The sequence below is a fragment of the Streptomyces luteoverticillatus genome (assembly GCF_003970715.1).
Classification (GTDB): domain Bacteria; phylum Actinomycetota; class Actinomycetes; order Streptomycetales; family Streptomycetaceae; genus Streptomyces; species Streptomyces abikoensis.
In genome coordinates, this window is record NZ_CP034587.1 from 4596838 (window position 1) to 4610567 (window position 13730).

Here is a 13730-nt window from a genome sequence, read left to right on the forward strand (position 1 = left end):
ATCAGCTCACTCGCCCGCGAGGAGCTTGACGGCGTCGAGGGTGTCCTCGCCCTTGGACCAGTTGCAGGGGCACAGCTCGTCCGTCTGCAGGGCGTCGAGGACCCGCAGGACCTCCTTGGGGTTACGGCCGACGGAACCGGCGGTCACCATGACGAACTGGATCTCGTTGTTCGGGTCCACGATGAAGACGGCGCGCTGGGCGTAGCCGTCCTCGCCCTCGACGCCGCAGGCCTGCATCAGCTCGTGCTTGGCGTCGGCCAGCATCGGGAAGGGCAGGTCGCGCAGGTCCTTGTGGTCCTTGCGCCAGGCGTGGTGCACGAACTCGGAGTCGCCGGAGACGCCGAGGATCTGGGCGTCACGGTCGGCGAACTCGTCGTTCAGCTGGCCGAACGCGGCGATCTCGGTCGGGCAGACGAAGGTGAAGTCCTTCGGCCAGAAGAAGACGACCTTCCACTTGCCCTCGTAGGTCTTGTGGTCGATCTGCGCGAAGGCCTTGTCCGCGTCGAGGTCCACACAGGCGGTCAGGTCGAACTCGGGGAACTTGTCACCGACAGTGAGCACGCGCTCTCCTTGCAACGAGGAAACCTCCCGTTCGTGGGGTTTCCTGCGGGTTGGACAGGAACCACAGTGCCACAGGAGGCATTGATAGCGGAAATAGCTAGACTGGGTGATGTTGATCGGAGGTGGTTATCAGTGATGTCGTCGTCCATAACCCAGGGGCGGCCGGAACGAGGGCCCGGAGGGCCTCCGGCGCGCCCCCGCCAGCCCAGCCTGGCGCAGCTGCGCGCCTTCGTGGCCGTCGCCGAGCATCTGCACTTCCGCGACGCCGCCACGGCCATCGGCATGAGCCAGCCCGCGCTCTCCAGTGCCGTCTCGGCCCTGGAGGAGACGCTCGACATTCAGCTTCTCGAGCGTACGACGAGGAAAGTGCTCCTCAGCCCGGCGGGTGAGCGGCTGGCCGCGCGAGCCCGCACGGTCCTCGACGCGGTGGGCGCGCTGATGGAGGAAGCCGATGCCGCGCGGGCGCCGTTCACGGGTGTGCTGCGGCTCGGGGTGATTCCTACGGTCGCTCCTTATCTGCTGCCGATCGTTCTGCGGTTGGTGCACGACTCGTATCCGGACCTGGACCTCCAGGTCCACGAGGAGCAGACCTCGTCGTTGCTCGACGGGCTCACCCAGGGGCGGCTCGATCTGCTGCTGCTCGCCGTGCCGCTCGGGGTGCCCGGCGTGAGCGAGATCCCCCTCTTCGACGAGGACTTCGTCCTCGTCACGCCGTGTGATCACTGGCTGGCCGGGCGGCACGACATCCCGCGCGAGGCGCTGCGCGAGCTCGATCCCCTGCTGCTGCTTGACGAGGGGCACTGTCTGCGCGACCAGGCGCTTGATGTCTGCTACGAGGCCGGGCGAACGGAGGGGGCCCAGACGACCACCAGTGCGGCCGGACTCTCCACGCTCGTGCAGTTGGTGGGGGGCGGGCTCGGGGTGACGCTGCTGCCGCGGACCGCGTTGCGGGTGGAGACGGGGCGGAGTGATCGGCTCGCCACGGGGTACTTCGCCGAGCCGGCGCCTTCTCGGCGGGTGGCGTTGGCGATGCGTTCTGGCGCGGCGCGGCAGGGGGAGTTTGCGGTGTTCGCGGATGCGTTGCGGAAGGAACTGGCGAAGTTGCCCGTGCGGGTGGTTGCGGGCTGAGGTTTGTGGGGCGGGTGCGGGCCGGTGGCCGGTTTGTGCCCACCCGTTCCGCCTTGCGGAACGCCTGCCCACAAACCGGCTGCGTCTCTACTCCGTTCTCAAGCCGTTCGGGCGGGTCATGTGGTGTACGGCCGGGAGGGACAGGAGCGTCACCAGGGCGATCATGCCTACGCCCACCCCCACCACCGGCAGGAAGCCCAGCCAGTCGCGGACCGTGCCGTTGACGACCTTGAGCATCACCCAGCCCAGGCCCAGGCCGCCCGCGACCGCGAGGGTCGTGCCCAGGACCACGGGGATCGCGGTCTGCCACAGCACCGAGCCGACGACGGACGTCCGTCGCGCGCCCAGGGCCGCGAGCGTGGACATCAGGCGCCTGCGCTCGCGCAGTTGCTCCAGCGTCGTCGCCGCGAGACCCGCGCCGATCAGGGCCAGCAGGAGGCCGGTGCCGACCAGCAGGGCCTGCTGGATCATGGCGTAGTTGGACTCCTTCCGCACTCCGCCCATGCGGTAGACCCGCATCAACGGGTCGATGGACGCGGCCGTGTTGCGGACGCGCTCGACGGCGTCGAGGTTCCCCGGTTCGAGCTGGATCGCCACGTCGGTCGTGGGGTCGGGCAGGGCCGCGACGTCGATGGTGGACGGGGTGGCGAGCACGCCGCGGTGGTAGCGGCCCAGAGGGTCCTCGACCGCCTGGACGGTCCGGGCGGAGGTGGGGATCGTCCAGTTGTACGTCCGGGCCTTGCGGCCGTCGCGGTCGTAGGGCCGGTCCTCCATGGACAGCGCCATTCCGGGCAGGAGTTCGGCGGAGCGGTCGGGCTCGTCCGCGATGAACACGTCGCCGTCCCGGCAGGAGTCGAGCTTGGCCACTCGGCGCAGGGTGTCGCAGTCGCCGATGGTCACGCCGGCGAAGCCGGTCGCCGGCCGGTCGCTCTTGTGCGCGAACTGCTCCGTGGTGACGAGCGCGTCCCGGACGCCCGGGGTGGCGCGGAAGCTGTTGGTGTAGCTCCGTGCCTCGGCGGGGGTGCTTCCCCGGTAGACGCCCATCATCCGGGAGTGGGTCGGCAGGTCCTCGACGAACTCGCCCTGGACGCCCGCGAAGAGCATCTGGATGGCGATGGCTCCGGCCATGGCCACGGTGATGCCGCCGACCGCGCGGGCGGCGGGGCCGGGGCTGGACTGGATGCGCCGGGTGGCCAGTTGCCAGGAGACCGGGCCGCCACGGAAGCGGGCCACACCGGCCTCCAGCAGCCAGGGCAGCAGGGCCGCGATGCCGATCAGTACGAGGATGCCGCCGCCCGCCACCTGGTAGGTGCCGAAGTCGCCCGCGTACGGGTCCATCGTCACGCCGCCGAAGAGCGGGAGCAGCAGGGCCAGTCCCGCCGCCGGGATCAGCAGGCGCCACCAGAGGCGGCGGCGCCGGGGCACGGTGTGGCGCATGACGCCCAGCGGTTCGATGGTGACGCGGCGCAGTGTGATCAGGGTGACGAGGACGGCGACGGCCGGCACCGCGACCGCGATCAGCGCCGCCAGGGCGGGGGACGGCACCAGGTCGGCGGGGGAGACGGCGACGTCCCGGATCGTGATGCCGGAGGCGAAGTCGCGGAGGACGAGGAACACCCCGGCGCCGACGACCAGGCCCAGCAGGGCGCCGCACAGCGCCTCGCCGGAGGCGATCCGCCGGGTGGCGCGGATGTCGGTGCCGACGAGCCGCAGCGCGGCCAGCCGCCGGTCGCGGCGTTCGCCGCCGGCGCGGACGGCCGTGGCGATGAAGATGCCGATCGGCAGCAGCAGCACCACGCACGTCATGTTCATCAGCACGACGAGCACCGGGCTGACGGGGTCGCCGCCCTCTTCGTGACCGAACCGGTCGATGCGCACGGTGGCGTCGTGGATGCCGGGTCCGTGGGGCGCGTCCGGCCGGATCCGGTCGCTGCCGGCGTAGTAGAAGAGCTCGTCGGGGCCCATGACGCCCGACTCGCCGATGGTGCCCGCGACGCGGTAGGGGAACCGCTCGCGCAGCAGCTTGCCGTCGGAGGACTTCAGGAGCTCGTCCAGCGCCGGGGAGACGACCATCTCGCCCGGGGCGGGCAGGGCCCGTACGCCCGGTGGGAGCGGTGCGAGGGGGCCCTCGGGTCGCAGCAGGGCCCCTTGTACGGGCTTGTCGTGGAAGTCGGTGGTGACCGCCTGGTAGAGCAGGGTGCGGTCGCTCGCCTTGAGGCTCCGGCTGTTGCCCTCGTCGTTCACGGAGCGCGCGTTCTCGCGGTGCTCCCGTCCGGCGGACAGGTGGGGCACCGACGCGGCGATCGCCAGCAGAGCCACGCCGAGGCCGACGCCGATGGCGACGAGCGCGGTGCGCAGCAGGCTCTCGCGGCCTCCGGTGACGGCGAACCGGGCGCCCATGGCCAGGTCGCGGACCCAGGCGGCCGGGCCCGTGGGACCGGTGGGGCGGGGGTGGCCAGGTTTCGGGGAGTCGGGGCCCGGGGTGCTGGGGCCCGTCGTGGGCTCAGGCGGCGCCATGGACACCCGCCATGTCGCGTGCCCGGCCGTCGCGGACGACGACCTCGCGGTCGGAGTAGGCGGCGACGCGTGCCTCGTGGGTGACGAGGACGACGGCGGCGCGGGTCTCGCGCGCGGCCTTGGTGAGCAGCTCCAGGACGCGCTCGCCGTTGAGGGAGTCGAGGGCGCCGGTGGGCTCGTCGGCGAAGATCACGCGCGGGGTGGTGACCAGGGAGCGGGCGACGGCGACGCGCTGCTGCTGGCCGCCGGATATCTGGCCGGGCCGGTGGTGGCGGACGTCGGCGACCTCCAGGTGCTCCAGCCAGCGCAGGGCGGTGGCCTCGGCGTCCTTGCGTTTGGTGCCGGTCAGGCGCAGCGGGAGGGCGGCGTTCTCCAGGCAGGTGAGCTCGGGCACGAGCTGGCCGAACTGGAAGACGAAGCCGAACTCGGTGCGGCGCAGGGCGCTGCGCTCGGCGTCCGAGAGGACGGACAGGTCGCGGCCGTCGTAGCGGACGGTGCCCGCGTCGGGGCGGAGGATGCCGGCGAGGCAGTGGAGGAGCGTGGACTTGCCGGAGCCGGAGGGGCCCATGACGGCGACGACCTCGCCGGGGTGGATGGAGAAGTCCGCGCCGTCGAGCGCGGTCGTCAGCCCGTACGCCTTTCGCAGGCCGGAGGCGGCGAGGAGGGAACCGGCGGGGATCATGCCTGGACCTCCTTCGAGAGCCGGTCGAGCCGGGCGGTCGTCAGTTCCAGCCAGCGCAGGTCGGCCTCCAGGTGGAACAGGGCGTGGTCGCATATCAGCTGGTCGGCGAGGTCGCCGGAGCTCTTGCGGCGGGTCAGGTCGCGCATCATCCGCAGGTGCTCGGCGCGCTGGGCGTCGAGGACGGCGTCGGCGGGGCGGCCGGTCAGCAGGGCGAGGACGACCTTGGTGTAGAGCGTCGACTGGAGGTACGGCTCGGGCTTCTCGGGCCGGCCGAGCCACTGCTCGACGTCCGTGACGCCGGCGTCGGTGATGGCGTACCGCTTGCGTTCGGGGCCGCCGCCGGCTTCGACGCCGTCGACCTCGACGAGCCCGTTCTTCAGCAGCCGCGACATGGTCGAGTAGACCTGGCCGTAGTGCAGGGGACGGTCGTGGCCGAAGCGCTCGTCGAAGGCGCGCTTGAGGTCGTAGCCATGGCGGGGGCCGGCCTCCAGGAGGCCGAGAAGGGTGTGCGCGATGGACATGCGGGCGACTCTACACCGTGTGTATACACGGTGTGTATAGACCTCGGCCTTGAGTGGCGACGTATGGATACGCGCTGGTCAGACGATTGCGGGCCGGTCGCCGAGCAGATCGAGCCCTAGGCCGGAGCACTGGTGCCAGGCGGTCTTCCCCTCGCGCCGGGTGACGACGAGCCCGGCCTCGCGGAGCGCCTTCGCGTGCATGGAGGCCGACGCGACGCTGATGCCGAGCCCGTCGGCCAGGGTGGTCGTCGAGTGCCGCTGGACGAGGCGGCGCAGGACGCCCGCGCGGGTCCGGCCCAGCAGGGGAGTCAGCGGATCGGGGCCCGGCGTGAAGTGGACGCGCAGCACGGCTCTCCGCTCTCCCCGGCCGGGAGGCGTCGTCGGGCGGAACGGTTCAGCCACCGCTGAAACGATGGAGTCCGCCCCGCGCCACCCCAGGATGTGCGTCACGACATGGCAGACGGCCCAGGCCGCGCCGGCCGGCACGGCGGTCGTCACGACCGTGCCGGGCCGCTACGGCTGTAACTACACCGACTCCGAACCGCAGATCTCCCGCGGCTCGGGCGTCGACGGCGACTTCGGCCCGGCCACGGAGGCGCCGGTCCGCTCCTTCCAGAGCAAGTGCTGCGGGCTCTCGGTCGACGGCATCGTCGGCCCCAAGACCTGGCACGCCCTGAAGGTCGAAGGCTGCTGACCGGCGCCCGGCGGTCGTACGCACTCCGGTGCGTACGACCGTGTCAGGGCCGCTCCTCCGTCCTGGGTGGACGCCCGCGCCCGCGCATCGCGGTGACGTCCTTCGGCAGCCGGCCCGCGTCCGCGAGGGCCTTGCGCAGGAGGAACTCGATCTGGGCGTTGGCGCTGCGCAGCTCCTCGCCCGCCCAGCGGGCCAGCGCGTCGTGGACCGACGGGTCGAGCCGCAGCAGCACCTGTTTGCGCTGCTGCGGCCGCCGTGCGGGCCGGTCCGGCTCCGCTTCCTCCGTCACTGGTAGAGGGTGCCGGTGTTCAGCACGGGCTGGGCGGCCCGGTCACCGCACAGCACCACCATCAGATTGCTCACCATCGCCGCCTTCCGCTCGTCGTCCAGTTCCACGATGTCCTGCTCGGTGATGCGCTCCAGCGCCATCTCGACCATGCCCACCGCGCCCTCGACGATCATCTTGCGGGCCGCGACGACCGCGCCGGCCTGCTGGCGCTGGAGCATCGCCGAGGCGATCTCCGGAGCGTAGGCGAGGTGGGTGAAGCGCGACTCGATGATGCGCACGCCGGCCGCCTCGACGCGCTCGTGGAGCTCCTCGGCCAGCTTCTCGGTGATCTCCTCGGCGTTGCCGCGCAGGGAGAGGGCGTCCTCGTCGTGGGCGTCGTACGGGTACTCGATGGCGATGTGGCGGACGGCCGCCTCGGTCTGGGTGGCGACGAACTCCTGGAAGTCCTCCACCTCGAACATCGCCTGCGCGGTGTCCTCGACCCGCCACACGACGACGGCGGCCAGCTCGATGGGGTTGCCGTAGGCGTCGTTGACCTTCATTACGGGCGTCTCGTGGTTGCGGACCCGGGTGGAGAGCTTCTCCTGGCTGGTGAAGGGGTTGACCCAGCGCAGGCCCTCGGTGCGGATGGTGCCCCGGTAGCGGCCGAAGAGCTGGACGACCTGGGCCTCGCCCGGGGCGACGGTGCACAGCCCGGACAGCACCACCAGCGAGGCCAGGCCGATCAGGATGCCGCCGGCGATCAGCGCGGCCGTCACCCCGCCCGCCACGTGGGAGCTGGTGACGGCGCCGGCGGCGACCGTGCCCACGCCGGCGAGCAGGCCCACGAGGCCCACCGTCAGGGCCGTGCCGCCGGCTATGTCGGCGGCCGGGCGCTCCTGGACGCGTGGTCGCGAGGTCGCGGTGGCCATGGCTTCGGACATGAGGGTCCCCCCGTTTCGGTCTCTCGTGAGAGCCGCCGTGCGGCCCTATCAAAGTGATAGCACATTAAGGGGTGCAGCGGGGCCCTGTACGGTTTTCCGCACGACTCCGCGCCCGGTTCCCGCCAACCGGGGTGCTGTATGTCACGTCCGTTATTGCCGTGATCGATGGGCGTTTGATGACAGTTGCGGTGTTAGCTTCGTGAGCTGGGTTGGGGGCGGACGGACTGGAGCTACGGGAGAGATGGGCCGAGCGGAAGCGCGACGGGCGCAGAAGAAGAGCGGTCGCCCTGAACAGGGCGGCGGGAAGCCCAAGAAGAAGGGCATACGCCGGTTCTTCACATGGAAGATGCTGCTGGCCTACTTCGTGGCCGTCATCGCCCTCGGGATGGGCACGTTCTACGCGCTCTACCTCTACGTGGACGTGCCGAAGGGCAACTCGGCGGCCAAGCTGCAGAGCAACATCTACAAGACCAGCGACGGCAAGACCATCGCCCGCATCGGTGAGGTCAACCGCGAGGAAGTCCCGCTGTCGAAGGTCCCCGTGGTCGTTCAGCACGCGGTGGTCTCCGCGGAGAACAAGAACTTCTACTCCGACCCCGGCGTCGACCTGAAGGGCACCGCCCGAGGCATCGTCAACACGGTCATGGGCCGTGGCAAGCAGGGTGGTTCGACGATCACCCAGCAGTACGTCAAGAACTACTACCTGGACCAGCGTCAGACCGTCACCCGCAAGGTGAAGGAGCTGATCATCTCGCTGAAGGTCCAGGACGAGAAGTCCAAGGACGACATCCTCGAGGGCTACCTCAACACCAGCTACTACGGCCGGGGCGCCTATGGCATCCAGGCCGCGGCGCGGGCGTACTACAACAAGGACATCGACAAGGTCACCCTGGAGGAGGGCGCCTACCTGGCCGCCCTGCTGCAGGCGCCGAGCCAGTACGACTGGGCCACCGCCACGGAGGCCGGCAAGGCGAACGCCAAGGCCCGCTGGGGCTACGTCCTCGACAAGATGGTCGAGATGAAGTGGCTCAAGCCCGACGAGCGTCAGCGCATGACGTTCAAGGAGCCCGGCAAGCCCAAGGCGGCCCTCGGCCTCTCCGGCCAGAACGGCTACCTGGTCGAGGCGGCCAAGCGCGAGATCATCCGCGACCTCGCGGCCCAGGGCCGCAAGGAGAGCGAGTTCGCGGCGGGCGGCTGGACCATCACGCTGAGCATCGACTCCAAGAAGCAGAAGGCCCTGGAGAAGGCCGTCAAGGACCAGCTGATCGACGACCTGGACCCCAAGTCCCGTGAGGTCGACGGCCACGTCCAGGCGGGCGCGGTCTCCGTGGACCCCAAGACCGGCAAGGTCGTGGCGCTCTACGGCGGCCAGGACTTCGTCCAGCACCAGATCAGCAACGCGACCCGCGCCGACTACCAGCCCGCGTCGACGTTCAAGCCGATCATCCTGGCCTCCGCCCTGCAGAACGAGTCCAAGACGCAGGACAAGCGGCCGGTCACGCCGAGCACGATCTACGACGGCACCAACCAGCGGCCGGTCGTCGGCCCGGGCGGTGGCGGCTACGCGCCGGAGAACGAGGACCAGCAGAGCTACGGTCCGATCACCGTCCAGCAGGCGATGAACGACTCGGTCAACTCAGTCTTCGCGCAGATGGTCGTCGACGTCGGCATGGACAAGGTCAAGAAGACCGCCACCGAGCTCGGCATGAAGGGCGACTTCCAGGAGACCCCGGCCATGGCGCTCGGCGCCATGGGCGCGAGCCCGATGGAGATGGCCGGCGTCTACTCCACGCTGAACAACCACGGCAAGAAGGTCACGCCGAGCGTCATCAAGTCGGCCACGCAGGGCGGCCAGGAGTTCTCGCTGCCCCACGCCGTCGGCGACCGCGTCGTCTCCCGCAACACCGCCGACGGCCTGACCTCCGTCATGACCCAGGTGGTCAACGACGGTACGGCCAAGGTCGTCGCCAGCGGCGCCTACCAGGTGGCGGGCAAGACCGGTACGTCCGACGATGACAAGTCCGCCTGGTTCGCGGGCTACACGCCGGGTCTGGTCACCACCGTCGGCCTCTTCGGTGAGGGCCAGGGCGGCAAGCAGGTCACCCTGATGAACACCGGTGGCGGCGGCCGAGTGAACGGTGGTACGTACCCGGCGAAGATCTGGTCCGCGTACAACTCCGCCGTCTTCGGTGACGACGACGAGTCGAAGTTCGACCTGGAGACCGAGGACGGCTACGCGCCGCCGCCCCCGCCGCGCACCCCGGCCGGCACGCCCACCCAGGGCAAGGTCACGCCGACGCCGACCGCCTCGGGCAAGCAGACGCCGTCGAAGGACCCGTCCTCGCCGAGCAAGCAGTCGCCGTCGAAGGACCCGACGCCGACGGGGGACAAGCACTCGCCGTCCACCCGGCCGGTCCCGACGACGAGCACGGGCACGGCCGGCGGCGCGACCGGCACCTCCAAGGCGGACAGCGACGTCCACTCCAACGGAGCCAGACAGCAACAGCTGCCGTGACCCGAAACCGGCCGCCCTTCCCCACGGGGGAAGGGCGGCCGGTCCCGTTTCCGCAGTGGGGTCACGCCCCGTTGACGCGGGTGGCGATGGCGTCGCCGACGTTCTTGTCGATGTTGCGCCAGTACTGGAAGGCCCGGTCCAGGACGGGGCGGCTCACGCCCGCCTTCAGATGGCCGACGACGTTCGAGACCAGCCGCTCACGGGCCGCGTCGTCGAGGACCTTGCGGACCATCGTGCCGGCCTGGCCCCAGTCGTCGTCCTCGCGGTGGAGCCTGTACGCCTCGCGCACCATCTCGCCCGAGGCCGCCCAGCCCGCGATCTCACCGAACCGGGCGGTGTCGGCGGCCGGGCCGCCGTAGGAGTTGGGCGCGTACGGCCGGGCCGTGTTGGCGGGCTCGTAGCGCATGGCGCCGTCCTTGGCGTACGAGTTCACGGCCGAGTGCGGGCGGTTGGGCGGCAGCTGGGCGTAGTTCGGGCCGATCCGGTAGCGATGGGTGTCCGGGTACGAGAAGAGCCGGCCCAGCAGCATCTTGTCGGGCGAGGGGCCGATGCCGGGCACCAGGTTGGAGGGCTCGAAGGCGGCCTGCTCGATGTGGACGAAGAAGTCCTCCGGGTTGCGGTCGAGCGTCATCCGCCCGACCTCGATCAGCGGGTAGTCGCCGTGCGGCCACACCTTGGTGAGGTCGAAGGGGTTGAAGCGGTAGTCCGCCGCGTCCCCGAACGGCATGACCTGCACATACATGGTCCAGGAGGGGGCGTCGCCGCCCTCGATGGCCTCGTACAGGTCCCGGCGGTGCTTGTCGGCGTCCGAGCCCGCCAGCTCGTCGGCCTCCGCCTGGGTGAGGAAGTCGATGCCCTGGTCGGTCTTGATGTGGTACTTGATCCAGAACTTCTCGCCGCCGCCGTTGACCCACATGAACGTGTGCGAGCTGTAGCCGTTCATGTGCCGCCAGGTCTTCGGGATGCCCCGGTCGCCCATCAGCCAGGTGACCATGTGGGCCGACTCCGGCGAGAGCGTCCAGAAGTCCCACTGCATGTCGTTGTTCCGCAGGCCCGTGCGCGGGTGGCGCTTCTGGGAGCGGATGAAGTCCTGGAACTTCTGCGGGTCGCGGACGAAGAAGACGGGGGTGTTGTTGCCGACCAGATCGTAATTGCCGTGTGCCGTATAGAACTTGAGGGCGAAGCCGCGGGGGTCCCGCCAGGTGTCCGGGGAGCCCTGCTCGCCCGCCACGGTCGAGAAGCGGGCCAGCATCTCCGTGCGCCGGCCGGGCTGGAAGAGATCGGCCTTGGTGAACTGGCTGACGTCATTGGTCACCTCGAAGGTGCCGTAGGCGCCGCCGCCCTTGGCGTGGACCACCCGCTCGGGGACCCGTTCGCGGTTGAACTGAGCCATCTTCTCGATCAGATAGTGGTCCTGGAGCAGGATGGGGCCGGTGTCGCCGATGGTGAGCGAGTGCTCATCGCTCTCCACCGGAATACCGACGTTGTTCGTGGTGTACGGGGTGTTCTGCGCCGAGTCGGACATGGGACGCCTCCCGGAACGGGGACTGGTGAGGGCACGCCGAGAACCGCCCTCCACCCGAGCCAGTCAACCGCGCCGACAAGATGTCGGCAACCGGGGCCTGGACTCTGTCCAGAATCCCACTCGTCCGCGTCAGCGTCCGTGCGCGGGCAGCGGCAGCTCGAACCACACCACCTTCCCCGTGCTCAGCCGCGTCGCACCCCACCTCCGGGCCATCTTGTTCACCAGGTACAGCCCCCGGCCGCCCTCGTCCGAGGGCCGCGCCTGGCGCAGCCTCGGCAACTGCGGCACGTCGTCGCCCACCTCGCAGCGCAGCACGTCCGTGCGCAGCAGCCGCAGCGTGATCGGGCGCTCGGCGTACCGCACGGCATTGGTGATCACCTCGCTGACCAGCAGTTCCACCCCGTCCGTGAGCTCCTCCAGGCCCCAGCGGGCGAGCGCCCGGCGGGCCAGCCGGCGCGCCTGGCGGGGCGTCTGGGGGCGCGGGTCGAGGAACCAGTACGCGACGTCGCTGGGCGCGATGCCCTCGAAGCGGGCGGCGAGCAGGGCGATGTCGTCGTCCCGGTCGCCCGGCCCGAGCATGCCCAGCACCTCGTCGCACAGCGGCTCCAGCGGCGGCGGGTTGGGGCCGGTCAGCCGGGCCGTGTCGATCAGTCGCTCGCGCAGCTGCTCTATGCCGGTCCACACGTCGCGTATCCGGGACTCCACCAGGCCGTCCGTGTACAGCAGCAGGGTCGCCCCGGCGGGCGCGTCCAGCTCCACGGCCTCGAAGTCCACCCCGCCCACGCCGATCGGCGCGCCCGGCGGCACGCGCAGCACCTCGGCCCGGCCGCCCCGGTGGAGCAGGACCGGCGGCGGATGGCCCGCGTTGGCGATGACGATGCGGTGGGCTACCGGGTCGTAGACCGCGTACAGGCAGGTGGCCATGCGGTCGCTGCCCAGGCGCTGCGCCTGCTCGTCGAGGTGGTGCAGCACCTCCTGGGGCGGCAGGTCCAGGCCCGCGAGGGTCTGCGCGGTGGTGCGCAGCTGGCCCATGATCGCGGCGGAGGTCATGGAGTGGCCCATGACGTCGCCGACGACCAGTGCCACGCGATTGCCCGGCAGCGGGATCGCGTCGTACCAGTCGCCGCCGACCCGGGCCGTCTCGGCCGCCGGGAGGTAGCGACTGGCGAGCCGGACGCCCGTGGGCTGGGGGAGGGAGTCGGGGAGCATGGTGCGCTGGAGTTCGTCGGCGATGTAGACCTCGCGGCCGTAGAGGACGGCCTTGTCCACGCCGAGGGCGGTGTGCGTCGCCAGCTGCGCGGCGACCAGCAGGTCGTCGCCCTCGAAGGCGGGCCGGTCCTGGCGGCGGACGAACACGGCCGCGCCGATCACCCGGCGGCGGCCGCGCAGCGGCGCCAGGATGGTGCGGTGCCGGTCGGGCACGTGCCGGCCTTCGCCGAGGAGCTCGGGCAGGGCCGCCCGCGCGGCTGAGGAGTCCCCGAAGACGGGTCTGACACCCCGCAGCACCTCCGCGAGCGGCCCGCCTATGCGCACCTCGCAGCGCTCCGCCGCCGAGTCGGCGAGCTCCGGCCCAGGGTCGGGCGCGGCGGCCTCGCCCTCTCCGGCGGCCTCGCCGGCCTGGACGTACTCGGGCAGCCGGTCGGTGCGGCGCAGCCGCAGCACGACCGGGCCCACGGGGCGTTCGTCGCCGACGGGCAGGGGGTCGCGCAGATAGACGAGGATGGCGTCGGCGAAGGTCGGCACGGTCGCCCGGCACAGCCCCAGCACGATCTCGTCCAGATCGATGCCGCGCGCGATCCGTCGCGTCGCGGCCCCGACGAACCGCAGCCGCTCCCCGCCACCGGACGTCCCGGCCCGCTCCCGCGCGTTGTCGGCGGGCCCGATGCCGCCCCCGCCCCCGCGGCCGCTGCCGCTGTCGCCGCGCGGCGGCACGTCGGCGTCGGCCCCGTCGCCACTCGCCGCGCGGCGCGTGCCGCCGGGCGCGGGGCGCTCCCGTCCTTCGGGCCCGGGGCCCTGTCCGTCGTCGTCGGTTCCGGCCGGGCCGTGGGCCTCGCCCGCCGGGGGCGCGGACGTCGCGTCGGCGTCGACGCCCGGGCTCCGGCGGGCCGGTTCGTCGTCCCGGTCGGCGGAGTCCGCCGGGCCGTGGGCCTCGTGGGCCGCGGGCGTGGCCGGTACGCCGGCGTCCCGGGCCGTGGGGTCCGGGTCCGGGTGGGCGGCGCCGCGGGCCGCCGGGGTCGCTTCGGCGGCCGGGGCGCCGCCCTGCCGGGGCACGGGGGCGTGCTCGGGCGCGCCCGGCGCGTCGGCGCCGGAGCGCGGCGCGGGCCGTGGTCTTCCGTGGGAGTTGGAGTGCTCCGTCACGCGTGGGGTTCCATCCG

General features: G+C 71.5%; 12 protein-coding genes. 3 read left to right on the plus strand and 9 right to left on the minus strand.

What is annotated here, in order from left to right; translation table 11 throughout:
- Positions 1-6 precede the first annotated feature (6 nt).
- On the minus strand, positions 7-561 hold the full coding sequence (locus tag EKH77_RS20530) for a peroxiredoxin (RefSeq protein WP_126915798.1): 555 nt from the start codon (positions 559-561) through the stop codon (positions 7-9).
- Between the two features lie 135 nt (positions 562-696).
- On the opposite strand from EKH77_RS20530, the gene EKH77_RS20535 reads away from it, so the two are divergent.
- The gene (locus tag EKH77_RS20535) at positions 697-1689 is read left to right on the plus strand and encodes a LysR substrate-binding domain-containing protein (RefSeq protein WP_126915799.1); all 993 of its coding nucleotides are present in this window, start codon (positions 697-699) and stop codon (positions 1687-1689) included.
- Between the two features lie 87 nt (positions 1690-1776).
- Here EKH77_RS20535 and EKH77_RS20540 read toward each other — a convergent pair whose 3' ends face one another.
- The 4 genes from EKH77_RS20540 to EKH77_RS33885 all read right to left on the minus strand — a co-directional run bounded on the left by EKH77_RS20540 (position 1777) and on the right by EKH77_RS33885 (position 5811).
- Positions 1777-4206 (minus strand): ABC transporter permease, encoded by a 2430-nt coding sequence (locus EKH77_RS20540; RefSeq protein WP_126915800.1) that lies wholly within the window; start codon positions 4204-4206, stop codon positions 1777-1779.
- Entirely contained in the window at positions 4193-4888 is a 696-nt protein-coding gene (locus EKH77_RS20545) for an ABC transporter ATP-binding protein (protein WP_126915801.1), read from the minus strand. The genes EKH77_RS20540 and EKH77_RS20545 overlap by 14 nt, the downstream gene beginning before the upstream one ends.
- A complete protein-coding gene (locus tag EKH77_RS20550; RefSeq protein WP_126915802.1) occupies positions 4885-5409 on the minus strand; it encodes a PadR family transcriptional regulator in 525 nt (174 codons plus the stop codon). The genes EKH77_RS20545 and EKH77_RS20550 overlap by 4 nt, the downstream gene beginning before the upstream one ends.
- Positions 5410-5487: 78 nt before the next feature.
- Positions 5488-5811: an ArsR/SmtB family transcription factor gene (locus EKH77_RS33885; protein ID WP_240667453.1), complete on the minus strand. Its 324-nt coding sequence runs from the start codon at positions 5809-5811 to the stop codon at positions 5488-5490.
- A 10-nt stretch (positions 5812-5821) separates the two neighbouring features.
- Between EKH77_RS33885 and EKH77_RS34570 the strand changes: the two genes are divergently transcribed.
- Positions 5822-6103: a peptidoglycan-binding domain-containing protein gene (locus EKH77_RS34570; protein ID WP_346429066.1), complete on the plus strand. Its 282-nt coding sequence runs from the start codon at positions 5822-5824 to the stop codon at positions 6101-6103.
- 43 nt (positions 6104-6146) lie between these two features.
- Here EKH77_RS34570 and EKH77_RS20565 read toward each other — a convergent pair whose 3' ends face one another.
- Positions 6147-6392 carry a hypothetical protein gene (locus tag EKH77_RS20565; RefSeq protein ID WP_126915804.1) on the minus strand — a complete coding sequence of 82 codons (246 nt, stop codon included), beginning with the start codon at positions 6390-6392 and terminating at the stop codon, positions 6147-6149.
- Positions 6389-7315 (minus strand): SPFH domain-containing protein, encoded by a 927-nt coding sequence (locus EKH77_RS20570; protein WP_126915805.1) that lies wholly within the window; start codon positions 7313-7315, stop codon positions 6389-6391. The genes EKH77_RS20565 and EKH77_RS20570 overlap by 4 nt, the downstream gene beginning before the upstream one ends.
- 241 nt (positions 7316-7556) lie before the next feature.
- Between EKH77_RS20570 and EKH77_RS20575 the strand changes: the two genes are divergently transcribed.
- Positions 7557-9830 (plus strand): transglycosylase domain-containing protein, encoded by a 2274-nt coding sequence (locus EKH77_RS20575; RefSeq protein ID WP_126915806.1) that lies wholly within the window; start codon positions 7557-7559, stop codon positions 9828-9830.
- A 61-nt stretch (positions 9831-9891) separates the two neighbouring features.
- Here the strand turns inward: EKH77_RS20575 and EKH77_RS20580 are convergent, their stop codons facing one another.
- Complete coding sequence (locus EKH77_RS20580; RefSeq protein WP_126915807.1) at positions 9892-11355, minus strand: catalase; 1464 nt, start codon at positions 11353-11355, stop codon at positions 9892-9894.
- Positions 11356-11484: 129 nt separating this feature from the next.
- On the minus strand, positions 11485-13713 hold the full coding sequence (locus EKH77_RS20585; RefSeq protein WP_126915808.1) for an ATP-binding SpoIIE family protein phosphatase: 2229 nt from the start codon (positions 13711-13713) through the stop codon (positions 11485-11487).
- Between the last annotated feature and the right edge of the window lie 17 nt (positions 13714-13730).